Origin of the sequence: Feifania hominis (genome assembly GCF_014384765.1) — a bacterium.
GTDB classification, from domain to species: domain Bacteria; phylum Bacillota; class Clostridia; order Oscillospirales; family Feifaniaceae; genus Feifania; species Feifania hominis.
The window spans coordinates 671,717-695,255 of the sequence record NZ_JACRSP010000001.1 but is presented as its reverse complement, the minus strand read 5'-3'; the positions used below and the strand labels follow the sequence as shown (position 1 = coordinate 695,255).

Sequence of the window (23,539 nt, the reverse complement as noted above, 5' to 3'; positions counted from 1 at the left end):
CACGGCGGCCCTTTTGCAATGTCCGGTTTAGAGAGCGGCTTTGAAAATGGCGAGCACATCCTGCTTGGAGAGGGGAACATAGGTGTTCGCGCAGGCGGCGGAAGCTTTCTGTGCCATGATGTCAAAGTGCGTCTCGTCGATGCCGACATCACGCAGAGTAGCCGGCAGTCCCATGCGGCCGAAGAAGTCCCTGGTGAGAGCGATGGCCTGTTTCGCAATGTCCATGGCGTCCGCGTCGGCGTCCAGTCCCCAGACATTGACGCCGTACTCAGCAAATTTACCGGCGGTTTTCTCACTGAGTACAAAGTCCATCCAGTGGGGCGTCAAAATTGCCAGTCCATCGCCGTGGGTGATGTCATAGAATGCGCTGAGCTCATGCTCCATCGGGTGGACGCACCACGCAACTTCAGCGCCGCCCGAGAGCAGACCGTTGATGGCCATGCTGGAAGCCCACATGAGATTTGCCCGGGCATCGTAGTTGTCGGGCTGCTCGAGCGCGACGGGCGCATATTTGATACAGGTTTTCAAAAGTCCCTCGCAGAAGCGGGCCTGAACATCCGCATTCTCGACGTTGGTGAAATAGGTCTCAAAGATGTGGCTCATGATGTCGGCGGTACCCGCAGCGGTCTGTCTGCGCGACACAGAGAACGTATAGGTGGGGTCCAGCACAGACATGGTGGGCTTCATGTGCTCGGAGGCAGTGCCCCACTTCTCGTGCCGGCTCATATCGGAGATGACAGCAAATTTGTCCATCTCAGAGCCGGTGGCCGACAGAGTCAGCACCGAAAAGATGGGCAGAGCTGCCTGAATCCGCTCCGGGTGAATGACGAGATCCCAGGCGTCGCCGTCGTAGCGGGCGGCCGCCGCGATGACCTTGGCGCAGTCGATGACGCTGCCGCCGCCGACTGCCAGAACCATTTCGACCTGCTCGCTCTTGCAGATCTCTGCGCCGCGGCGCACCGTCTCGATCTTCGGGTTGGGCTCCACTCCGCTGCACTCAAAAACGGTCATGCCGGAGCCGGAAAGCAGCTTGAGGGTCTCGTCGTAGATGCCCTGCTTTTTGATGCTGCCGCCGCCGTAGACAAGAAGTACTTTTGAGCCGTAGGACGCAAGCTCCGTGAGATGGGAAATCTGCCCCTTGCCAAAGTAGATCTTAGTGGGGATGGAGTAGGTGAAGTTGTTCATCATAGGATGCTCTTCCTTTCTGTCGTTTGTTTTCCGGCTGAGAGAGAACTCACAGCTTCCATTTCAAAGTATCACACATTTTCAATGTGGTCCAATAGATTAAAGCCTGGAATATATGTAAAAAAGCTATAGCTGGCATTCACAGCGCGGCGGCTTATTCCGAGTCGCCGAATTCAGAGAGAAACTGCTGCGCGGCGCTGCCGATGGCCTCGACCAGCTCCTGAATAACCGGGTGCCTTTGAAATGCCCGTTCGGAATAAAAGAGGCAGAGACTCATCTTTGTGGCCTGAAACCCGAAAGGCACGGCAACCAGTTCATGCCGGGCGACTTCCTCATAGCGCTTGAGTGCGGGATAGTAGGAGAGGGCATAGGTCTCCGGATCCTGTCGGACCAGAGCAATCACATTGGACACGGATTCCACGCTGATCATACGCTGGCGCGAAGTGGAACCGAAAATTTTCTGAACACTCTCTGAGAGAACAAAACTGTTCCCCGAAATGTCAAGTTCGTTGTCGGGTAAGACGAGAAAGCAGTTTTTCAGATCCTCCAACGAGACCGACGGTTTTTGGGCCAGTGGGCTCTGAGGACTCACCAGGCAGCGATATTCTCCTCTCAAGAGTTCCAGGGGGGCGTTGCCCTGCTCCTGGGCAAATACCTGCGATTTGTTCTCATCGCAGACAAAAAGGGTGAGAACGGGCTTTGAGGCACTGCGGGAGATGTATGTACTCGGGCGCAGACAGATGGTGTAGTTGATGGCAAGGTCCGGATATTTCTTCTTGAAGCGCAGGATGATGGCCGGCAGGAGAAAATCGGGAAAGGAACAGTGGCTGTAGATGTCGATCTGCTGTAGAGAGGGCTGCTTCGCCAGAGCTTTCCATCCATTTTGGTACTCCAGAATCTGCTTTGCCTCGGGGAGAATCTTTTTGCCGGCATCCGTCAGAACAATGCCGGACTTTGTGCGGTAAAAGAGCTGTACGCCAATCTCTTTTTCAAACAGCTGCAGAGACTTTGTCAGACTCGGCTGGGAGAGGTACAACTTTTGCGCCGCCTCGTTGATGGACTGGGATTCCGCCAGGACCACAAAGTACTCCAAAGCTTTCAGCTTCATACTGCCCCCACCTTTCTCCTTTCTTCCTGTCGTAAACATCGGACAACGTTCAAAGCCAAGCAAATAGGCCCTATTATAGCTTTTTTTCATAATGGCAGATTTTTTAAATATTAGACAAAAATCTATCTCCATGATAACCTGTATTTGACACTTTTGTCAAATACATTGAAAAGAGGGGTATCGTATGACCAAGCGCGAAAGATTCATGAACTTTTTGGCAAACAAACCGGTTGACCGTGTTCCTGTCGCATTTTTCCACCATTTCTGCAGTGAAAACGAATGGTTCAAGGGTCTGGAAAACGAGGCGATCTTTGAGAAGAACATCGAGGGCCATCGCAAAGCCAGAGAGATTTTCGATCCCGATGTCATCAAAATTATGAATGACTCTCTGATGATTATGCCCCTTGATACGTCCTTTGTGAAGACGCCGGCGGATCTGCGCAAAATTCAGCCGCCTGCTATGGATTCTGCCTTTGTGAAAAAGACCAGAGAGCTCACGCTCAGAGCAATGGAGTTCTATGCTGGCTCCGACGCACCGGTCTACGTCACTGGCTTTTCTCCCATCATGGTTCTACGTGCCAGCATGGGCGGCATCGCTCCTGTCGAGGGCGAGAAGCCGAGGCTGGTTTCATTCCTGGAGGAAGATCCGGATTCCGTTGTCGCCGCGCTTGATATTCTCGCCGAGTCCATTATGGCAATCGATGAAATGCTCATCAAGGAGTGTAAGGCAGAGGGGCTCTATTTCAGCGTGAACAACCAGTCGCACATTATCCCGGACGAACTCTACAGCAAATATGTGACTCCGTCGGATATGAAAGTTATGGATCATGCCAATACGCTCAGCGACATCAACCTGCTCCATATCTGCGGCTATCATGGCAGAGCGAACAATCTGGAACTGTTTAAGAACTACAAGGCCGCCGCGTACAACTGGGCGGTCCACGCGGAGGGCGTCACTCTGTCTGAGGGCAAGAAGCTCTTCGGCGGAAAACCCGTTTTCGGCGGCTTTGAGCAGGCAACCGTAATCTACACGGGCACCCGCGAAGAGGTTGAAGCGGCCACCTATGCGATTCTCGACGAGGCCGGACAAATCGGCGTCATGCTGGGCGCTGACTGCACCGTTCCCACCGATATCGACGACAACCGTCTGGAGTGGGTACGCCAGGCCGCCATCAAATACGCTGCCAAATAAGGAGCTTGGATCATGCTGACACCTGAGATTCAAAACGCGTACATAGACATTCTGCGCCGGGAGCTCGTACCGGCAACCGGCTGCACCGAGCCCATAGCTGTCGCGTATGCAGCGGCAAAGCTGCGGGAGGTGCTGGGTGCCGTACCGGAGAGAATACTGGCGCAGGTGTCCGGCAACATTTTGAAAAATGTCAAGAGTGTGGTCGTCCCCAACACCGGCGGCGGGAAAGGCGTCGAAACTGCCATTGCGGCGGGCATCGTTGCGGGACGGGCGGACAGGGAGCTGGAGGTCATCTCCGATGTGCCTGAGAGTCTCCAGGCGGATATTGCGCGTTACCGGGAGCAAACCCCCATTGAGGTGACCTGCCCGGAGGGAGCGCACCTGCTTGATATCCGTCTGACCGGTTGGTCCGGCGGACATGAGGCTGTCGTACGCATTGCTGACACCCACACAAACATCATCTATCTGGAAAAGGATGGTGAGGTGCTTCTGGAGCGGTCTGCATCGGGCGGCCACGAGGATGAGCAGGGCAGTGACACTCTGAATCTGCGCAACATTCTCGCTTTTGCGAATGAGGTTGATCTCACCCTGGTCTCAGATTTGCTGGAGCGGCAGATCGAGTGCAACAGCGCCGTGGCGGAAGAGGGCCTGAAAAACGACTGGGGCGCCAAAATTGGCTCGACTCTGCTCGAAGAGTACGGCAACGACATCAAAATTGAGGCAAGAGCCTGGGCCGCCGCGGGCAGCGATGCACGTATGAGCGGCTGTGAGATGCCGGTTGTCATAGTCTCGGGCTCGGGAAATCAGGGGATGACCGCCTCGCTGCCGGTTATCCGCTATGCCAAACACTTAAACGCCACAAAGGAGCAGATGTACCGCGCACTGCTGGTCAGTGATCTGGTGACCATCTACCAGAAAGCGGGTATCGGCCGTCTGTCCGCCTACTGCGGTGCTGTCAGCGCCGGAGTGGGGGCCGGCGCCGGCATCGCCTATCTTCACGGCGCCGGTTACGAGGCCATTGCCCACACCATTGTCAATGCCGTCGCCATCATCTCCGGAACCATCTGTGACGGGGCAAAGCCCTCCTGTGCGGCGAAGATCTCCGCCGGCGTGGACGCCGGCATCCTCGGCTATCAAATGTACCTGAACGGCCACAATTTCCACAGCGGCGACGGAATCGTCGGTGAGGACGTCGATGAGACTGTCGCAAACATCGGCGTGCTGGCCAGTCAGGGAATGCAAAGCACGGATCGCACCATTCTCAAAATCATGACGCAATGACTCCGACCTTGGGATTAAACCGTCTAAAAGGAGAATAGGGAAATGGAAAAAAAGAGTTTCTGGGAATCCTTTAAGATCTGTTTTGGTATTGGAGCGCTGGTCTTCGGTACCTACTGCGGCGCAAACATGGCCTCTGGCGCCTATGCGGCCGGCTACATTGTGACCGTCGGCGGCGGCTGGGCGCTGGTGTGGCTTGCTATGTTCCTCGCCTTTATGTCTTTCTTCTGCGTAATCGGTCTCAACTTTGTCAGAAGCTATAAGATCAAGAACTACAGCCAGTACTACACGACTCTCTGGGGTGTGCACAGACCCGGCACCAATCCTGTGCTCAAAGGCGTCGTGACGGTCTTCTTTGATATCTACTCGCTGTTCAGCGGGTTGATTACCGTTGCGGCAACCGTCGCACTCTTTGCAACGCTTATGAACTCACTGTTCAACATTCCTGTGTTTGTCGCAAGTCTCGGCGGCGTGATCCTCTTTGCGATTCTGACCGTCAACGGCGCCGGATTCCTGCGCAAGTTCAACACACTGATGACCGTCTCGCTGCTGGTCTGTCTGGCCGCGCTGCTGTTTGCCGTCATTGCCAACCGCGGCGATGTGCTGGCAGAGCGCCTGGGCAACTTCCAGATTGGCACGGATTGGACCGGAACCACGGTCATGGCACACTTCGGCATGTTCCTGTCCTACTGCTGGAGCACCTCGAGCTGGGGCTCTTCCATGTGCAACTACGCCGAAAAAATCACGACAAAGAAGTTGGCAATTGGTTCTGGTATCATGGTTGGTATTTTGGTTACCTCCCTGTTTGCCATCACGAGTCTAATTGTGCTGCCCTACATGCCGGAGGCCATGAGCGACGCCCCCATCCTCAAGATTTGCCAGCAGTACCTGCCCGGCTTCCTCACGGCGGTCTACTGGGTGGTCGTGGTGTTCTCGGTCGTCTCCACCGCTCCTACATTTACGTTCAACATGGCCAACCGCTGGGTTGGTGTCTGGAAAACGGATAAGGTGAGCCGGAAAGTCAAATTCTTTGTTCTCTCCAGTGTCTATCTGATCGCGGCCTGGTTGCTCTCGGGTCTGGGACTTATGACCATCGTGCAGAAAGGCTATGTGATCATGGGCAATTTGGCACTGCCGGCCGTCGTTCTCCCGCTGTTGTTCTCCATCTACCGCGTGTGGAAGCACGATCGCGCGGAGGAGAAGCTGGAGAGTGCACAGAGTAAGAGCTGACAAAAGATCTACCTGATATTCTGATGCCGTGCATCATGAATCCCCCTTGCGTGCCCCGTCCGTCAGCCAATTGCGGCTGGCGGGCGGGGTTTGCTTTTAACTGGCACATATAGAGGCGCTGCTCCAATCGAAGTGGAGCAGCGCCTCTAACATGATTTTAGAAAGTTTTAAATCTGCTATTGCCCCAGTGTCGCAAAGCGCTGGAGGATAACTGCAATCTCGCCGCGGGTGGCACTTGCTGCAGGCTGAAGCTCATTTTGAGAGCGCCCTTGCAGCAGTCCCGTGTCGTAGGCCCATTGTACTGCCTCGAGAGCATAGTCGCTGATGTTATCGGCGTCTTGATACGAGAGAATATCGCCGGCTTCATCTGCAGAGACATCTAGGCCTTTCCAGCATGCGTAGCGGTAGAGGACAGTAGCAAGCTGTTCGCGGGTAATGTTGTCATCCGGCCCAAAACGGCCATCTCCATAGCCGTTGACGATACCGTTTTCACAAGCCCAGGCTACAGCACTGTAGCAATACTGACTATCTGCCACATCGGCAAACGAGCTTTTAAGAGATGTGGGACTGTTCTCGAGCCGGTGGAGTATGGTTACAATCATGCCGCGGGTTGTGGGGGACTCGGGGCTGAACAGTGTGTTATCCGTCCCATTCATCATGCCACGCTCATAAACGTATTTGATGGCGCCGTAATACCAACTGTCAGTGGGAACATCGCTGAAAGGAAAGGGGGTGACAATGGTTCCACCCGAGGATTCGCGGCGGGTAAAGGAGTATTTTCCGCCGTCTCCGTTTGTACTTGACGCGGTGGTGAGAGAACCGGATACAATCTCACCGCTGAATGAGAACCCTGCGCTGTTCAGCGTAAAGCTCACCGTACGAGAGACAGTAGCTGACTCGCTGTTGTCGGCGAGAAGTTTGATGGTTTCTCCATCTCTGACAGCGTCCACCGCAGCCTGAAGCGTGGGATATCCAATTGAGCCAATCTCTGCCACGGCCTCGTTTACCAGGGAAAAAGCAAAGGGACTAAACCCATGGAACGATGTGAACGAAATGATGTTGTCACTCTCCATGACAGCCGTGTAAAAATAGATATTGCCATCGGAAGCCTCGTGCTGGATGTAGACGGTTTCTCCCTCACTGGCAAAACCAGCTGGCAACTGCAGCGTAATGACGGTAGGGGAGGTGATGGTTAGATCTCTCGGCTTGCCGTAAGATACTGCATTTGAGTCGGTTATTTCGCCCGCTGTCGCTGCAGTGGAGACCACAAGCTGCATTTTTGGCGAAATATCCATGACAAGTTTTTTCTTGGTCTCACTGTAGGCACTCGGTCTGATTTCCAGATAGGCCTGGGTATAGATAATCATATCTTCGCTGGTGCCAAGTTCCTGCTGTGCCTTGGAAACAGCCGCATCCTTATCGGCATCGGTGATGTTGGTTTTTCCAGCCGCGTCCACAATGGAGGGGGCGTCTACGGTACTGGCCACTGCTTCGGCAACCGCTTTTTCGTCGGGATCTTCTATCGTTGATTCCACAACGGGATCTTTGGCGGCAGGCTTTACAATAACTTCATCGTCGGCCTTTTCCTGCACAGTGTAGGCGTAGCCCGTTTCGCTGCCAGCGATGACGACGTAGCCGGGCGCCACATATGCAGTGGGATCCGAGGTAAAGTGACCGCCCTTGAGAAAACCGGTCTTGTTTTCGCTGTATACGACATTGCTTCCGCCGTTGACACAGCTGAATCGTCCGTCTGTAACGGAGATTTTCACTTTATTGACGCTCTCATCGTCATTGGCCTGGGGATTGCTCTGATAGAGCGCGGTATAACCGCTGATGGTGCCGCCGCTGATGTCGACTTCAAGCGGGAGTTTTGTGGTATGCTGGGCAATGCCAATACCGGCGCCGTCGGTTGTGGTACCGCTGCCATTGGGGAGAACAGAGGTTGGAACAGCAGTACCCGTAATGACGGCACTGCCCGAAACACTAAGTTTTCCTCCGCGGATTTCCACACCAGTGCTGCCGCTGACGCTGCCGCCAGTCAGAGACCACTCACCATAACCGGCGGCATAGATACCAAAATCCGCTTCGAGGCGCGCTGTATCGCGAACGGTGATTTGAGGTACATAGCCGGTTACTGACGTAATGTTGCCGTGGAGATACATGGCCAGAGCCACATCGGTAATTTCCCCAGCGATGTCTATGACGACACCGGAGGCAGGCTGAACACTGTTTCCACCTGATTCATTGAAGATGTTGACAGCATAGACGCCGGTAGCGCCGTCTGCAGCTTGTACGACGACACCCTTGTCGATCGTCAACACACTGAAACGCTGCGCATTCGTATCGGAATCGCCGAACAGATCGATGATGGTGGTATCATGTCCTCTCTGCGTAAAGGTACCTTTCTGAAGGACGAGTTCTCCGCCGTAGAGCTGAAAGATTCGATTGTGGGAAGTGGTTACGCCTCCGGGAAGCGTGGTACTGTTAGTGACAGTCAGCTTCCCGCTGCCGGCTGTACCGTTGCCAATGCGAAAGAGACTGTTTTCACTGCCTGTTATAGTGTGTCCGTTCAGATCGAGCAGAAGCTCTTTCCCAACGACGGAGACGCTAGCGGTGGACACGTTTTCCAAAAGGGTCACGGTATCCTTATCCTGTGCGGTGGCGAAAGCAGCCGACAAAGTGGAGTAGCCGGTGGAACGTACCTTTGCTACAGGAATGAGGTTAGGATTGCCTGACGAGGAGACGTCAAGGGTCAATCCATTCACGGTGATTTGGTTTTCGATGTCGTCCATGCTGTAGACGGGCGGCAGTGCACCGCCGCCGAGATCCGCGTGGAGAACGCCAGAGACCTCAAACTGACAGTTATTAAAATTGACGAGGTTTTTGGTAGCTAGATAGGAGCTGCCAAGAATGTTCTGATAGCGTCCGCCAGTAGTCGAAGCCTTGATCGTGCTGTCGGATATGGTCAGAGTATTGCCGCAGCCAGCACGCCCTGCCTCAAGACCGTTTAAACCACCCCCGTCCACCGCAATGGTGGAGAAATCATTTTTCTGATTTTCAACATAGGGCTGGCGGTTGACGCCAATGAGGGTACTATTGTTGATGTTGATTGTGGAGTTGAGAGAGAACGTATAGAAAGCCGCCCAACCCTCAAGAAGAGAGGATGTGATCTGAACAGTTGCAACGGTATCCTGCTGGAGATAGACAGCATACATATTTGCGAGGAAATCACAGTTATCCATCTGCAGATCAATGCCGGTCGAATTCTGGAAATAGAGTCCTGTCAGAGCATTATCCGCACGGTAGGTGACGTCGTCGAGCGTTATGACAAGGCCCTCTCGGGTCGGTTGCGCTGTATTTTTCCAGGAACCATTGGTGTAAATGCCGACATTTCCACTGCTTCCTGCCGGTGTCGCCAGAGTAACACGCGAGGCAGCAAAGGACATGTTATTTCCATCCACCAGACGAATGACACGCGCCGAGGTGGCGGTGGAGCTGACAGTGAGATCTCTGAGCGTGAGCGAAGCACCGTCTCCTGCCAGGTGAAAGGCACAGACGTTGGAGGTGGTGATGGTGGTAGACGCTTCACCGGCGCCGACGATGGTTATTTTTTTGCCGTCGGCAATTTCATAGCCGTCAAATGAGTGCTCGCCTTCTGAGAGTGAGATGGTGGCCTCTGCGCCATCTTCCACTGCCGCCAAAGCCTGAGCGAGACTGTCGTAGGGCGTTCCATCTAGAGTGACGCCGCAGCCTTGTGCCGACACGTGCATGGGACAGAGCCCGAGTGCAAGAACAAGGGCCAAAAATATGGCTGCTGCTTTTTTCAGTCGGTGCTTCATAATAAAACCTCCGCGTTGTTTTTTCGGAAAAAACAGGACGGCTCCCAAAGGAGCCGTCCTTTAAAACCACTGTCTGCCATTGTGTTTGCGGCTGTGTACGCAGCCTGCAACTCTTCCTACAGTGGAAAGAAAGCCCTTTGCGTCAGCCGGCAGTTTTGTCCGGGTTTCCCATATTTTCAACTGTATTCTCAATACAATAAAAAGGTAACACCACAGTTACTGGTAATCCACTGAAATAAGCGTAAAAAATACACCGATTTGGTAAATCTACTGCGAATGGATGCTTTATACCTAATGTGGATAAAAAAGAGACCGCGATCATCGCGGTCTCTTTTCTGAGGGTAGATTATTTAATACAGCCGGAAATGATTTTGCCGATTTCTTCGGCATTTTCATCAATGACAAAATAGACATATCGGCCGGAGGATTTGATGACAGGGTTTGAGGCGATATCAAACTGGTCTGGCAGATAGTCCTCAAAGGTCTTTTGAATGGCCTCGGCACGGGTCTTGCAGGCCTCCATGACGGCTTTGGAGTCGGCGCTGTCCTTGAGTAGGAAGACCGCAATCTCATGGGCATTGATGTTCATGGTCGGGATCTCGACGCAGTAGCTCTCCAGAAGAGAGGGGTCAATACCGTAAAAGGTCTTCAGCTCGGAGTCCGAGAGGGACATGGTGCCGGAGGACGGATAGGTCAGCTTTACTTTATCGACAATCTCCTCGGGTGTTGTGGACTCGGGCACAGGTTCCGGCTCAGGGGTGGGGTCAGGATCGGGAGTGGGGTCTGGCTTGGTATCCGGCTTGGGATCTGGTGTGGTATCCGGCTTGTCATCCGGGGTGGGATTTTCATCGGGGGCAGGATCCTTGCCGCCGTCAGGCTCGGGGTCTGCGCTGCCGTCCTGACTGCCGTCGGAGGGCGTGTTGGTGTTCTCATCGCCGGGCGCCGCCGGTTCGCCTGTTCCATCGGACGGAGGCGGGTCGCTGTCCGGCTTCTGCGTGGAACAGCCGGCGAGTGTGCCGAGCAGTATCACAACTGCGAGCAGCGCTGCAAGTATGGTCAATCTCTTCTGTTTCATGTGGGTATTCCTCCTGAAAGCATTTACGATGCCTTAGACGCAGGCAGGGAAAAAAGGTTGCAGTTTATTCTGTTTTGACTAGAGCGGCAATTTGGCAGGCGGCATCGGCGGCGCTCCGGTCGCTGACATCGAGATGAAACGTGTCCATCGACGCATAGAGTGGCAGTCGCGCAAGGCTGCGCGCGACGATGCCCTCATCGCGCAGCCCGGCGCTCACATCCCGTAAAAGACGGGCCTGAAGCGCTTCGGGCGACGCACTCAGGGTGATGACCGACAGGGAGTAGTCCAAATCGCCAAGCTGGGCGAGAAGTCCGTCGAGTATGGCTTTCTCATGGATGACCCAGCAGAAGATGACATACTCAAAATGGGAGTTTTGAAGAAAGCCGCGCAGCAGATGACAGATGTTGTCGGTTACCATCGCAATGTTCTCGTCATCCACCGCAAAGGGGTTCATCATCCAGCACCAGTCCCCGTCGAGCCAGGCGCAGGGAGTGAGAAGTTTCGTAAGCTCCCGGCAGACCGTGCTCTTACCGACACCCATGGTACCGTTTATGACAATGAGCTTTTTCAAACGATCACCTCATGAAAAAGGGCCGGCCGAATGGCGGCCGGCCCTCAGCAATATCACCAGATTTTCACACGGTCCTCCGGAGCGACATACATACCGTCACCCGGTTCTATGGAATAGGTGGTGTAAAACTCTTCGAAGCAGGCGAGTGTCTGGTTCGTGCGGACCTTGTTGGCGCTGTGCACGTCGAGCACGGAGAGCAGCTGCAGATAACTGCGGGTTGCCGTCATCTCCCAGATGGCCGCCCAGTTCCTGAACAGAGCGTCGTAGTCGGGATTCTCAAGCTCGCCTGCGGCCTGGATGGCGCAGCCGAGGCCGCCGAGGTCCGCCACGTTTTCACTGAGCGTCAGGATGCCGCTGTTCACAATTCCGGGCGCAGATTCCCAGCCGTTGTAGTAGGCTGCTGCCTTTTCGCACAGAGCGGAGAACGCAGCGTAGTCCTCTTCGGTCCACCAGTCGGCGGCATTGCCCTTTTCGTCGAATTTCGCGCCGTTGTTGTCAAAGGCGTGGGTGATCTCATGGGCGATGACCGCGCCGATGCCGCCAAGGTTGGCCTCGTGTTTGGCATTGACGTCATAGAACGGCGCCTGCAGGATGCCGGCAGGGAACCAGATGGAGTTGCTCGTGGCGCTGTACATGGCGTTGACTGTGTAGGCGGTCATGATCCAGCTGTCGCGGTCGACCTCCTTGCCGCCCAGCGCGGCATTCTCTGCGTAGGAGGCTCTTGAGAGCGTACAGTAGTTTTGAAAGAAGCTGCCGCCGTCCTGCGGAGCGAGAATGGTTAGATCATCCATGTAGCTGTCCCACTCATCGGGATAGCCGATGTGCACCGCCATGGTGTCAAGTTTTTTAAGGGCCATGGCCTTTGTCGACTCGCTCATCCAGTCGAGCGCGGTGATGCGCTGTTTGTAAATTTCAATGAAGTCGGCGATCATGGATTCGACATCCTTTTTGGCCTCTTCGGAGAAATATCTCTCGCAGAAGAGCTCGCCGAGATAGTCGGTCATGACATTTTGCACCATGGTCATCGCGGTCTCTTCGGGTGTCTTGCTGCCCTCTATGCCATAGTACTGCTGCGAGAAGAGATTGGAGGCGTCGGTGAAATCCTGCGAGAGGGTCACACCATAGCTCGAGAGAAGCGAGAGCTTGAGAACCGTTTTGAGCAGATCGATCTGTTCATCGCAATAGTAGGGTGCAAAGGCCTCAAAGAGCCCTTTGTCCATCACCATGGCGGAACCGTTGAACTGATAGCCCGCTGCGCTGAGCAGAGATTCCAAATCGAGGGCAGGGTAGAGGGCTTTGACCTGATCGAGCGTGTAGAGATTGTAGATCTTGTCGACATTTCCCTGGTCCTGCGGGTCGAGTGCACTTGGGGAGAGAGCTTTCTCGAGTGTGTAGTAGTCCAGAGCGTGTTGTGCAGCGTCCTGCTCGGATTCGCCTGACAGACGAAGCAGGGTCGCCAGATAGTTCAAATAGGCCTCTTTTTGAGCGCCCTCATCCGCAGCGTAGACATCTTTGGTCAGGGCGGGGCTCATCGTGCCCAGGTAGAGAATGTAGCGGCTGCTGTCCTTGAGGTCGGCTGTGTACGCAAAGCCGATCAGACCGCTCATCCCGAGCTCGGCAAAGAGAGTCTTCTCGACCTGCTCGAGGTCGTTGACTGACTCAATTTCGTCGATCATGGTGAGATAGGGGGCGATGGGATCGATACCGGCCGCGTTGCGGGCCTCCATATCGGAGACCGAACGGTAAAAGTCGGCGATTTTCTGCTCTTTGGTGCCGGCGGCGTAGCTGCCGTCCTTGATTTCGTTGATGATCTCGGTCAGACGCGCGCTGTTGAGCGCGGCGAGTGCGGTAAAGGCGTTGGTCGTCATCTCACCTGCCGCGATGGTGCTCTCATCAAGAGCTTCCTTGTTTACGGCAGCATAAAAATCATCCTTGAGATTGGTGCCGTAGAGCGACCAGATACGGCGCAGAAGCGTTTCCAGTTCATCGGCAGTGAGTGTCTCTGAGGCGCCGAGCGAGCCGTCGGCCTTAGGGACGAGGAGCCCTGCGCTGCGCAGATTGCCCACATCCTGCAGTGCCCAGGCGGGAACGTCGGAAAATGCATCGACAAAGACGCCGGTTCTCAGATTGTCACCCACCGGCGTGGGGAGAGTGCCGAAAGCGCGGCTGAGCATGGTAGCGGCTTCTACAAGTGTGACGGGCGCACTCTCGCGCAGCTCACCGTCTTCATATCCCTTGATGATGTCGCCGAGGGTGAGCCCGGCGCGGTAGTCGTCTGCAGCGTCGAGAATGAGCTGCGCCGCGTCACCGCGGGCCAGGGGCTCATTCTGCGCAGCAAAAGCGGGAAGAAATGCACTTAGAATGAGCAGCATGCTCAGCAGAACAGCGGTCAGTTTTTGAAGTTGTTTCATCTGTTTTCCACCTTTCTCAATCGGATCAGCAATCATGCAGCCATGTTCTCAGCCGGCCCACAGGGACTTGCCCGGCAAGGGGCGAGAGCACAGCCTGCGTTTCATAATAACAGCTACTCTGTTATTATACCGCGAAGACGCTTTCCTGTCTATGAGAGACCGGCCGCTTTCAATACGGCGTGCAAACAGCTTCTTCCCGATGAGGGCGGCGCACATATACTGTATGGAGACCTTTATTTGCAACTGGAGGGAATACTATGAATAATTGTCAAGGTCGGGGGACATGCCCGACACCTTGCCCGATACCGTGCTCGCCCTCGTGTCCCTGTCCGTCGGGCATCACCGGGCCCACGGGCGCAACCGGCGCGACAGGTGCCACCGGCACCATCGGCTCACAGGGCCCCATCGGTCCTGCCGGAACGACGGGTGCAACCGGTGCCACAGGGACAAGAGGTGCGACTGGCGCAACAGGCACAACCGGCGCCACTGGTGTGAGTGTTACCGGCGCGACCGGAGCTACCGGTGCGACCGGAGCTTTCGGTGAAATCGGCCCGACCGGCGCGACGGGCGTAACCGGTGCCACTGGCGCGAGTGTAACGGGTGCGACAGGCGCCACCGGAGCGACAGGAGCTGTCGGTGGAACCGGTGCGACTGGGGTTACAGGTGCAACCGGTGCCACTGGCGCGAGTATGACAGGTGCGACAGGCGCAACGGGAGCGGATGGAGCCGCCGGTGAAATTGGCCCGACAGGTCCCACAGGTGCAACCGGTGCTACCGGCGCGAGTATAACGGGTGCGACGGGCGCAACGGGAGCAGATGGAGCTGATGGTGAGACCGGCGCGACCGGGCCTACCGGTGCAACCGGGGCAACTGGCGCAACCGGAGCCACCGGAGGCGATGGAGTTGCCGGTGAGATCGGTCCGACCGGTGCAGCGGGTGCGACCGGAGTGACTGGCGCTACGGGAGCAACCGGGGCCACTGGAGCCGACGGAGTTGTCGGTGAGATCGGTCCGACCGGTGCAGCAGGTGCAACCGGAGTGACTGGCGCTACGGGCGCAACCGGAGCTACAGGAGCCGATGGAGTTGTCGGGGAGATCGGACCGACCGGTGCCACGGGAGCAACCGGGGCGACGGGCGCCGCCGGTGCGGTCGGCGCAACAGGTGAAGCGGGTGCCACTGGAGCCGACGGTGCAACAGGGGCGAGCATAACGGGTGCCGATGGTGCAGTTGGTGAGACCGGGCCGACGGGCACAACTGGCGAAACGGGCCCGACCGGTGCCGCCGCAACAATACAGATTGGAACTGTTACAACCAGTCCGCCCGGATCGCAAGCCGAGGTCACCAATGTCGGCACTGACGAAAATGCCATTTTTGACTTTGTCATTCCAAGAGGTGAATCGGGAGGAGGAGAAGCCCCGGATGTTCTCGCTACAGTGGATGAGATTCCCCAGTCAAGTGCGAGTGTAGGCGCTTTGATTTTCAGCGATAATCCGTTGATCAGTGGGACCTCCATCACACATGCGGCTGGGACGGCAGATATTCAAATCAACCGGCCGGGCATCTATGAGGTGATATTCCATGGCGTGGCTGGACTTGGAGTGGGAACTTCGATTCCGGCGACATTGTCTCTTCGCCTCTATCAGAACGGCGTACCCGTGACAGGGGCTATAACGGCGCATACCTTTACGGCTACGGCGGAGACCGCCACAGTCATGTTTGCTGTGCCGTTGCGTGCAGACGGCCCGGCAACCCTTCAAATTCGCACCAGCGCGGCAGGCTTTACACTCCGTGAAATTTCTGCGAGTGTCATGCGTCTGGGCGATGCGACTTAGCACAACATCATATGATCCAAAGAGGCCCGCTCGATATGAGCGGGCCTCGGCTTGCAAGGGATGAGCGCTGACAGCTTGGTTCCACAAGGTGTGTGGCCGGTGATATTTGCGATGGAAATCGCATGAAAGATCACAAAAAAGCCGCCGCAAGTAAAAACTTACGGCGGCATGGTCGGAGTGCCGGGATTCGAACCCGGGGCCTCTTGGTCCCGAACCAAGCGCGCTACCAAACTGCGCTACACCCCGATGACGGGCACTTACATATTATAGGGGAAAGGGCCTCGCAATGTCAAGCGAAATTGTAATATGTTGTAAAAGATTTGTTAAAAAGGCAAGGTTTTGATAGCACACGAACCGATTTTGGGTATAATAAATACTGGCCCAATTTTGTTTGTTTAACCATTTACATACATATTGAGGAGAACACAATGAGAAAGACAAAGATCATCTGCACAATGGGACCTTCCACCGACAATGTTGAAACGATCAAGGAGCTCATGCGCCTTGGCATGAATGTTGCCCGCTTCAATTTTTCCCACCAGGATCACGCGGCGCAGAAACGGCGCTTTGACATGGTGGTTCGCGCCCGTGAAGAGCTGGGACTTCCCATTGCAACTATGCTCGATACCAAGGGACCGGAAGTGCGGCTGGGGCTCTTCAAAGAGGGCAGTGCGCAGCTTTGCGCGGGACAGGAGTTTGTCCTGACCACGCAGCAGATAGAGGGAGACGCCGAGCGCGCAAGCATCACCTACACGGGACTTACGCGGGACGTACACACCGGCACGAAAATCCTCATTGACGACGGCCTGATTGAACTTGAGGTTCTGGAAGTCACAGGGAGGGAGATCCGCTGCCGCGTCATAAACGGCGGAGAGGTCTCCAATTCAAAGGGCGTCAACGTGCCGGACGTCAAGCTCTCCATGCCGTTTATCAGCGAGCGGGACCGCAGCGACATCCTCTTCGGCATTGAGACCGGTTTCGATTTTATCGCCGCCTCTTTCACCCAGAGTGCAAACGATGTGCGCGAGATTCGGAAACTGCTCGATGAAAACGGCGGCAAACACATCAACATCATTGCCAAGATCGAGAACAGCGAGGGCGTTGCAAACATTGACGAGATTTTACAGATTGTCGACGGCATCATGGTGGCGCGCGGCGACATGGGTGTTGAGATTGCCTTTGAGAATCTACCCGCCATTCAGAAAATGCTCATCAAGAAAGCTTACAACGAGGGAAAACAGGTTATCACCGCCACCCAGATGCTTGAGTCTATGATCAAAAATCCACGCCCGACAAGAGCCGAGACCACCGACGTTGCAAACGCCATCTACGATGGGACAAGCGCAATCATGCTCTCGGGCGAGACGGCGGCCGGCGCCTATCCGCTGGAGGCGGTGCGCACCATGGCGCGCATTGCCGAGCGCACGGAGGCGAACATTGACTATTTCAAGCGCTTTCGCCTGCGTGACAACCCGTCTGACCCGGACATCACAAACGCCATCTCCCACGCGACCTGCACCACGGCGCACGACCTCGGCGCAGCGGCGATTGTCACAGTGTCAAACCACGGCAAGACGGCAAAGATGATTTCCAAATACCGTCCGTGCTGCCCGATTATCGCGTGCTCGCCGCACAACCGCACCGTGCGTCAGCTCAATTTGTCATGGGGTGTGACGCCGGTTTACATCCGCGAAGTCGACTCGACCGACGCGCTCTTTGAAAGCTCGCTTGAAGGTGCGAAACAGACGGGTATTGTTGCGCCGGGCGACCTTGTGGTGACGACAGCGGGCATTCCGCTTCGCACTTCGGGCACGACAAATCTGATGCGCGTCGACATTGTCAAATAGACTCAAAATTAGAAATTCTTGCTTTTAGCAACGCCTTGTTTTACAATAAAGAGAGTTTGAGAGGTTTTCTCTCAAACTCTTTTGAATTTTGTCAAATTTTCACCTGTGCGGGGTAAGATAACGGCATGAACAAATATGGACGCCTGATGAAAAATACGGTTCTCTTCGCCATTGGCACTTTCAGCTCCAAGGTGCTGGTGTTTTTGATGATGCCGCTTTACACCCGCGTTTTGAGTGATGCCGACTATGGAAAGGTTGACCTGATCGTTCAGACGGGAAATCTGCTGCTGCCCATTGTCTCGCTCGGCATCACAAACGCCGTCATTCGCTTTGGCCTCGACCGCAGTTACCGCAAGAAAGATGTCTTCTCGACCGGCGTCATTACCATTTTTACCGGTTTTGCGCTGCTTCTGCTGACAACGCCTTTTCTTCTGCGCTTTCCGTACATTGCCAACAACACCGTGCTGCTCTACGCCTTTGTGCTGATGTCGCTTCTGCGCTCACTGTGCTCGCAGATGGTGCGCTCGATGGGGATGGTACGCCTGTACACCTTTGACGGCATCATGAGCACAGCGACGACCATCTTCTTCAACATTCTCTATCTTGTCGGCTTCAAATGGGGCATCACGGGCTATGTGCTTGCCATTGCAAGTTCCGACTGCCTGTCGGCGCTTCTGCTCTTCTCGCTTGCAAAGCTCGGGCGGTTTGTACGTTTTCGAAACATCAACAGGGCGACTTCCCGCGCAATGCTCAAATACTCCATTCCGCTGATTCCCACAACCATGCTCTGGTGGATTACCAACGTCTCAGACCGCTATCTCGTCACGGGGATGATCGACTCGGCTGCAAACGGTCTCTATGCCGTGGCCTATAAGATTCCGACCATTGTCATCCTTGTCTCGGGTATTTTCATGGACGCCTGGCAGATGTCGGCGGTCACGGAGAATCCGCTCGAGAGAAAGCAGTTTTTCTCCAATGTATTCGGCTCGTTTAAGGCGCTCATCTTCACCGCAGCGTCGGGGCTGATTCTCTTTGCCAAACTCGGTACGAAAATCCTGGTCTCTGAGGCCTTTTACCCCTCCTGGAAGTATATCCCGTTTTTGATCATGTCCACAACCTACTCCTGCCTTGTGACCTTTATGGGCAGTGTCTACATGGTGGAGAAGAAGAGCGTTTTGTCCCTTGTCACTTCGGCAGTGGGTGCGGGGACAAACATCGTGCTCAATTTGATTTTGATCCCCAAATACGGCGTTAACGGCGCGGCTTTTGCGACTTTTGTCAGCTACCTTGTGGCCTTTGTGCTGCGGGCCATCAGCGCCCGGCGTATGATCCGCATGGAGTGGAATGTGCCAAAGCTCATCTTCGATACGCTCGTACTCTTTGCACAGAGCATCATCCTCATCAAAGAAGTACCGTACTGGCTGCTCTATGAGATCGCGCTGACGCTTCTGATGGTGGTCACCAATGTCAAGAGCCTGCTGCTGAGTGCAAAAAAGATTTTGAGAGTTAAAAACTGAAAAGAGAGATTTTATGTGTGAGATGTCATCTCTTCCCAACATAGGACCACAGGTCGCAAGACAACTGAGGGAGGCCGGAATCACAACCGCCGGTGAGTTGCGCGCTGCAGGAAGCCGGCAGGCGTGGCTTCGTATCCGGGCAATGGATCCCTCCGCCTGCATCCACCGGCTCTACGCGCTCGAGGGAGCGGTACGCGGGGTCAAAAAAAGTGAGCTGCCGCCCGATGTCAAGGCGGAGCTCAAGGCATTTTATAACGCGGAAAAGGAAAAATAGAAGCAGCGCGGCCGGACCGCGCTGCTTCTATTTTTATCAGTGCAGAAATTCGATCTGCGGGATGACGAAGCCCTGTGGTTTTTTGCAGACCGGGCAGACCATGAAAGCGTCCTTGGAGGTTGTCTCATAGCCGCAGTAGTCGCACTTCCACACGACGGGTGCGTCGCCTTTATAGAGCGAGCCGTTTGCAAGTTTGTCATGCAGCGTGCCGAAGATTTTGGCGTGCTCACCCTCGATGGCCGCAATCATGTTGAAGCTGGCCGCGATGGCGGGGAATCCCTCGTCGGCTGCGATCTTGCCGAAGTTCGGGTAGATGGTCTCATACTCGGAGGTCTCGCCGGCCTTGGCGTAGAGCATGTTGTTGATGGTGTCCTTGAGCTCAAAGGGATAGCCCGCGTCGATGTTGAGATTGTTGACATCGTTTGGCATGCCGTTGACGATGTGGTCAAAGAAGACTTTTGCGTGGGCGGTTTCGTTTTGTGCGATGTAGCGGCAGATCTTCTCGATGTAGGCGTAGCCGTCCTGCTTGGCCTTTTCCGCGTAGAAGAGATAGCGGTTTTTGGCCTGGGACTCGCCGGCAAAGGCACGTCCGAGATTGATGAGAGTTTCGGTTCCGGTCAGATTCATACTTCCTCCATATCACTGCGTGATGTCGCCCTTGCGGCCGGCGACAGGCCAAAAATGGTAGATTCACCTCTATTCTTCCTGTTGCGCCTGAAGTTTATACACAAAAACGAAGTCTGTTAAGACTTCGTTTTTGTGGTCGAATCCGCAATCATCTCGCCAAGAGGAAAGTATCGCCCGGGACAGTCAGTGCCCGCCCAATGGCTATGTCCGTCCACCATCGTGATGGTTGGAATGTGGTTCATTAAGTATTGAATGAGACGTACGCCGGAGCGGTACTGTGCAGCCGGCATGGACAGTGAATGAGTAAAATTGCCCTGAAAGGCAACCGAGAGAACGTGGCCGTCATGGTATTTGACCGCATCACCGGTGTTGAGCCCGCGGCCCTCGATGACGGTGCCGTCGGAATGGATAAAGTAATTGTAGCCGATTCCGGAGTAGCCGCGCCGCTTGAACCACTGATCGACATCGTAGACATCACCCTCGGCCTGTTCGGAATCGTGCAGCGCAATGGAGTCGACCATTTCGAGCCGGAGCGGGACGAGCTCGCCGTCAAAGGCGATCTCGGGATAGACAATGTTCAAAGTTACCTACCTCCAAGGAAAGCAGAGCTAAAAAGCTCTGCTTTCGATTGTCATGTACAGTTTGATGCTCAGCCGTTGCAGCTGCAGTTGTTGTTGCACCCACAATTGTTGTTGCACCCGCAGTTGTTGTTACAGCCGCAGTTTTTGCAGCAGCAGTTGTTGTTGTCATTGTGGCAGCAGCACAGCGAGGCGGAGGTATTGGTGTTGCAGACGCAGTGAGTTTTCATCGTGATGTTATCAGCCATGGATTGGTTTCACCTCTTTTTCGTTGATCTACTATAGTATATGGAGCAGAGGCTTTTCGGTTATTGGCCGCGCAGAAGAAAGCGGTAAAAATAGATGAGATTGTTGAGAAAGAGGCGAAAAAACGGCGCTCTTTTGCACCGCAGGACGCCAAAAAATTTTTACAAAAGATCAAGAGCTTACCCTGAGGGGATTGTCTCTTTGTACCATTGTACATGGCCGTGTGAACCGCTATAATGAAGATACCTTTTACAGTGAGGAGAGAGCCGATGCAGACGCTTTTCAAAAAGGTAGGCAGGGGGCCTGCCTTTATTCTCGCGGCCGCCGTTCTGTGGAGCCTTGGCGGTATTTTCATCAAGTTTATCGACTGGCACCCCATGGCGATTGCCTGCGTGCGCTGCTTCTTTGCGGCGCTGACCTTTCTGCTTTTAACGGGGGGAAAGGTACTCGGCGGCATCCGGTTAAACCGGTACAATGTCATAGCGACGCTTGCGCTCAGTTACACGCTGATTGGCTTTGTCGCCGCGAACAAGATGACAACGGCAGCAAACGCCATTGTTCTGCAGTATATGTCGCCGATCTGCATTGTTGTTCTCTCGGCGGTGTTCTTTCACCAGAGACCCAAGAAGATTGACCTGATTGCCCTTGGCGGCGCGCTGCTGGGAATGGTGCTCTTCTTTGTGGACAGCCTCGGCCGCGGCGGGCTTTCGGGCGATTTGCTGGCTCTCACGACTGCCGTGTCCTACGCGCTGGTGTGCATGATCAACCACCGGCCGGACTGCGACAGCAGTCAGACTCTCTTTCTGGGCATGGTGCTCACATGCCTTGTCAGTCTTCCTTTTCTGTTCGTACCTGGGGCGGTGACCCGAAACGCCGGGACATGGTTTGTCGCCGCGGTGGCTGGAATTTTGCAAATCGGCCTTGCCTATTTCTGCTTTTCCATTGGCATCAAGACAACCGACCCGCTGGAGGCCAATTTGATCGGCATGCTTGAGCCGCTGCTCAATCCGGTCTGGGTCATGCTGTTCTACGGCGAGGTGCCGGGCCCCATGGCGCTGGTCGGTGCAGCGGTCGTCGTCGGCTGCGTGACATGGCTCAACGCCAAGAAATCAAAGCTGGCAAAGCAGACGCCTGCCGAAGAAATCCTGCAGGGGGAAGAGGGGATTTGATGTTTTCCAACGCGCTCAACGCCGTGCTGACGCTGCTGCTCATCGGAGTAGTGGGCTTTTTGATGCACCGTGCGGGCTGGATCGATGATCGTGTGGAGGACTTTCTTACCAAAGCGGTTCTCAAAGTCTTTGTGCCGATCTCGCTGTTCAACAATGCTCTGAAGTATGTCACGGCAGACTTCTTTCGCAGCGCCAGTCTTGCAGTGCCGGCAGTGATCATATTTGCCTGCTTCGGCGCAGGCATCCTCGCGATGAAGTTGACCGGCGTGCAAAAGGGAACAAGAGGGATTTTTCTGACGCTTTTTTCCTGCTCCAATACGCTCTTTGTGGGTCTGCCGGTCTGTTCATATTTCTTCGGTGAGATTGCAGTTCCGTATATCAGCATGTACTACATGTGCAATACGATTCTCTTCTGGGTGATTGGCGTGACGCTGATTGCGGCGGATGGAGGGGAACCCCTGCGCCCAAACCTGCAGGTTGTAATCCGCCTTGTCAAATCGCCGATCACCGCATTTTTGATCGGCTGTGTGGTGAAGCTTATGGGGCTTTCGCTTCCGACGTTTCTCAGTGACGCGCTCTCGAGTCTCGGCTCGCTCGGCACGCCACTGTCCACCATTCTCATTGGGGCGATTGTCGGCGGCGTCGGGCTGGGGGAGCTGACGAAACTCAGCCGCCAGTCGGCAGCGGCCCTGCTCGGACGCTTCGTCGTCTGCCCAGCGATTGCACTTTTATGCTGTCGGCTGTTTCAACTGCCTGCTCTCGTCTCAGGCGTCTTTGTCATGATGACTGCAATGCCCATGATGAACCAAGCTCTCATTATGGCCCGACAGTACCGCTCCGACGTCCGTTTCGCCAGCCAGTGCCACCCGGTGAGCATGCTGCTCACACCAGTTGTGATTCCGGTTGTGGCGGTGGTGATCGGCCTGGTTTTTCCGCTGTGAGGTGTGAGAATGGAGCAACTGATTTTTCACCCACTCGCTCCCATCTCGGATGAGCGGTCACGGGTGCTGATTCTCGGCTCATTTCCGTCGGTTCAGTCGAGGGGCGACGGCTTCTACTACGCAAACCCGCAAAATCGCTTCTGGAGAGTGCTCAGCGAGGTGTTTGACAGGCCGCTGCCGCCGCAGTTTTCGCGGGGGCTCGCCGACCCGCATGCTCAAAAGGCGGCCGCTCTGTGGCTGCGTTCGCTGCGTGTGGCGCTGTGGGATGTGATCAAAAGCTGCCGGATCACCGGGTCAAAGGATGACAGCATCACCGACGTCACGCCGAACGAGCTCGGCCGGCTGCTCGACAGCTGCCCATCCATCGAGAGAATTTTTCTCAACGGCCGTGCGGCCCAGCGGCTGTATCAGGAGCACTTTTCGTCTCTGTCGCTCCCCGCCGTCTACCTGCCGTCGACGAGTCCGCTCAACGCGTCCTACTCCCTGAAGCGGCTCTGCGAGAGCTGGCAGGTGATTCGTGGGGAATAAAAGCGCGGCGCAGCCGCGCTCTTTTGCTGTTTCGCGGTGGCAATACGACCTTGCACGTCGAAGTTCCCTTTTCGATCAGCCGTTTTCTCTA

The 23,539-nt window shown here is 55.1% G+C and carries 20 protein-coding genes and 1 tRNA gene; 11 read left to right on the top strand and 10 right to left on the bottom strand.

The window, feature by feature from the left end; translation table 11 throughout:
* Window positions 1-27: 27 nt before the first annotated feature.
* On the bottom strand, window positions 28-1,185 hold the full coding sequence (locus H8695_RS03350) for an iron-containing alcohol dehydrogenase (protein WP_249299503.1): 1,158 nt from the start codon (window positions 1,183-1,185) through the stop codon (window positions 28-30).
* A gap of 154 nt (window positions 1,186-1,339) precedes the next feature.
* Entirely contained in the window at window positions 1,340-2,293 is a 954-nt protein-coding gene (locus H8695_RS03345; RefSeq protein WP_249299457.1) for a LysR family transcriptional regulator, read from the bottom strand.
* Between the two features lie 205 nt (window positions 2,294-2,498).
* On the opposite strand from H8695_RS03345, the gene H8695_RS03340 reads away from it, so the two are divergent.
* The 3 genes from H8695_RS03340 to H8695_RS03330 are packed head-to-tail and all read left to right on the top strand — an operon-like array spanning window position 2,499 to window position 5,993.
* Window positions 2,499-3,485, top strand: coding sequence for a uroporphyrinogen decarboxylase family protein (locus H8695_RS03340; protein ID WP_249299456.1), 987 nt, complete (start codon window positions 2,499-2,501; stop codon window positions 3,483-3,485).
* Window positions 3,486-3,497: 12 nt separating this feature from the next.
* Window positions 3,498-4,766 carry an L-cysteine desulfidase family protein gene (locus tag H8695_RS03335; RefSeq protein WP_249299455.1) on the top strand — a complete coding sequence of 423 codons (1,269 nt, stop codon included), beginning with the start codon at window positions 3,498-3,500 and terminating at the stop codon, window positions 4,764-4,766.
* Between the two features lie 42 nt (window positions 4,767-4,808).
* Window positions 4,809-5,993 carry a hypothetical protein gene (locus tag H8695_RS03330; protein ID WP_249299454.1) on the top strand — a complete coding sequence of 395 codons (1,185 nt, stop codon included), beginning with the start codon at window positions 4,809-4,811 and terminating at the stop codon, window positions 5,991-5,993.
* Window positions 5,994-6,169: 176 nt separating this feature from the next.
* Here H8695_RS03330 and H8695_RS03325 read toward each other — a convergent pair whose 3' ends face one another.
* From H8695_RS03325 to H8695_RS03310, 4 genes are all read right to left on the bottom strand, one after another.
* Window positions 6,170-9,832: an S-layer homology domain-containing protein gene (locus tag H8695_RS03325; RefSeq protein ID WP_249299453.1), complete on the bottom strand. Its 3,663-nt coding sequence runs from the start codon at window positions 9,830-9,832 to the stop codon at window positions 6,170-6,172.
* Between the two features lie 346 nt (window positions 9,833-10,178).
* Window positions 10,179-10,907: a DUF4358 domain-containing protein gene (locus H8695_RS03320; protein ID WP_249299452.1), complete on the bottom strand. Its 729-nt coding sequence runs from the start codon at window positions 10,905-10,907 to the stop codon at window positions 10,179-10,181.
* A gap of 64 nt (window positions 10,908-10,971) precedes the next feature.
* Window positions 10,972-11,478: an AAA family ATPase gene (locus H8695_RS03315; protein ID WP_249299450.1), complete on the bottom strand. Its 507-nt coding sequence runs from the start codon at window positions 11,476-11,478 to the stop codon at window positions 10,972-10,974.
* Between the two features lie 53 nt (window positions 11,479-11,531).
* Window positions 11,532-13,889, bottom strand: coding sequence for a M13-type metalloendopeptidase (locus H8695_RS03310; RefSeq protein ID WP_249299449.1), 2,358 nt, complete (start codon window positions 13,887-13,889; stop codon window positions 11,532-11,534).
* Between the two features lie 283 nt (window positions 13,890-14,172).
* On the opposite strand from H8695_RS03310, the gene H8695_RS11690 reads away from it, so the two are divergent.
* Complete coding sequence (locus tag H8695_RS11690) at window positions 14,173-14,433, top strand: hypothetical protein (protein ID WP_430413283.1); 261 nt, start codon at window positions 14,173-14,175, stop codon at window positions 14,431-14,433.
* Between the two features lie 928 nt (window positions 14,434-15,361).
* Window positions 15,362-15,721 (top strand): hypothetical protein, encoded by a 360-nt coding sequence (locus H8695_RS03300; protein WP_249299505.1) that lies wholly within the window; start codon window positions 15,362-15,364, stop codon window positions 15,719-15,721.
* A gap of 169 nt (window positions 15,722-15,890) precedes the next feature.
* Here the strand turns inward: H8695_RS03300 and H8695_RS03295 are convergent.
* A tRNA-Pro gene (locus tag H8695_RS03295) sits at window positions 15,891-15,967 on the bottom strand.
* Between the two features lie 182 nt (window positions 15,968-16,149).
* On the opposite strand from H8695_RS03295, the gene pyk reads away from it, so the two are divergent.
* From pyk to H8695_RS03280, 3 genes are all read left to right on the top strand, one after another.
* On the top strand, window positions 16,150-17,568 hold the full coding sequence (gene pyk / locus H8695_RS03290) for a pyruvate kinase (RefSeq protein WP_346726790.1): 1,419 nt from the start codon (window positions 16,150-16,152) through the stop codon (window positions 17,566-17,568).
* A gap of 125 nt (window positions 17,569-17,693) precedes the next feature.
* Entirely contained in the window at window positions 17,694-19,085 is a 1,392-nt protein-coding gene (locus H8695_RS03285; protein WP_249299448.1) for an oligosaccharide flippase family protein, read from the top strand.
* Window positions 19,086-19,098: 13 nt separating this feature from the next.
* The gene (locus H8695_RS03280) at window positions 19,099-19,359 is read left to right on the top strand and encodes a TfoX/Sxy family protein (RefSeq protein WP_249299447.1); all 261 of its coding nucleotides are present in this window, start codon (window positions 19,099-19,101) and stop codon (window positions 19,357-19,359) included.
* A 36-nt stretch (window positions 19,360-19,395) separates the two neighbouring features.
* On the opposite strand, the gene H8695_RS03275 is transcribed toward H8695_RS03280, so the two are convergent.
* From H8695_RS03275 to H8695_RS03265, 3 genes are all read right to left on the bottom strand, one after another.
* Window positions 19,396-19,986: a rubrerythrin family protein gene (locus H8695_RS03275; protein WP_249299446.1), complete on the bottom strand. Its 591-nt coding sequence runs from the start codon at window positions 19,984-19,986 to the stop codon at window positions 19,396-19,398.
* Window positions 19,987-20,102: 116 nt separating this feature from the next.
* Entirely contained in the window at window positions 20,103-20,567 is a 465-nt protein-coding gene (locus H8695_RS03270) for a peptidoglycan recognition protein family protein (protein ID WP_249299444.1), read from the bottom strand.
* Window positions 20,568-20,635: 68 nt separating this feature from the next.
* Window positions 20,636-20,812, bottom strand: coding sequence for a hypothetical protein (locus H8695_RS03265; RefSeq protein ID WP_249299443.1), 177 nt, complete (start codon window positions 20,810-20,812; stop codon window positions 20,636-20,638).
* 267 nt (window positions 20,813-21,079) lie between these two features.
* On the opposite strand from H8695_RS03265, the gene H8695_RS03260 reads away from it, so the two are divergent.
* The 3 genes from H8695_RS03260 to H8695_RS03250 are packed head-to-tail and all read left to right on the top strand — an operon-like array spanning window position 21,080 to window position 23,448.
* Window positions 21,080-21,979 carry a DMT family transporter gene (locus H8695_RS03260; protein WP_249299442.1) on the top strand — a complete coding sequence of 300 codons (900 nt, stop codon included), beginning with the start codon at window positions 21,080-21,082 and terminating at the stop codon, window positions 21,977-21,979.
* Window positions 21,979-22,920: an AEC family transporter gene (locus H8695_RS03255; protein ID WP_249299441.1), complete on the top strand. Its 942-nt coding sequence runs from the start codon at window positions 21,979-21,981 to the stop codon at window positions 22,918-22,920. Before H8695_RS03260 ends, H8695_RS03255 begins: the two co-directional genes overlap by 1 nt.
* A gap of 9 nt (window positions 22,921-22,929) precedes the next feature.
* On the top strand, window positions 22,930-23,448 hold the full coding sequence (locus tag H8695_RS03250) for a DNA-deoxyinosine glycosylase (RefSeq protein ID WP_249299439.1): 519 nt from the start codon (window positions 22,930-22,932) through the stop codon (window positions 23,446-23,448).
* Window positions 23,449-23,539: the final 91 nt, after the last annotated feature.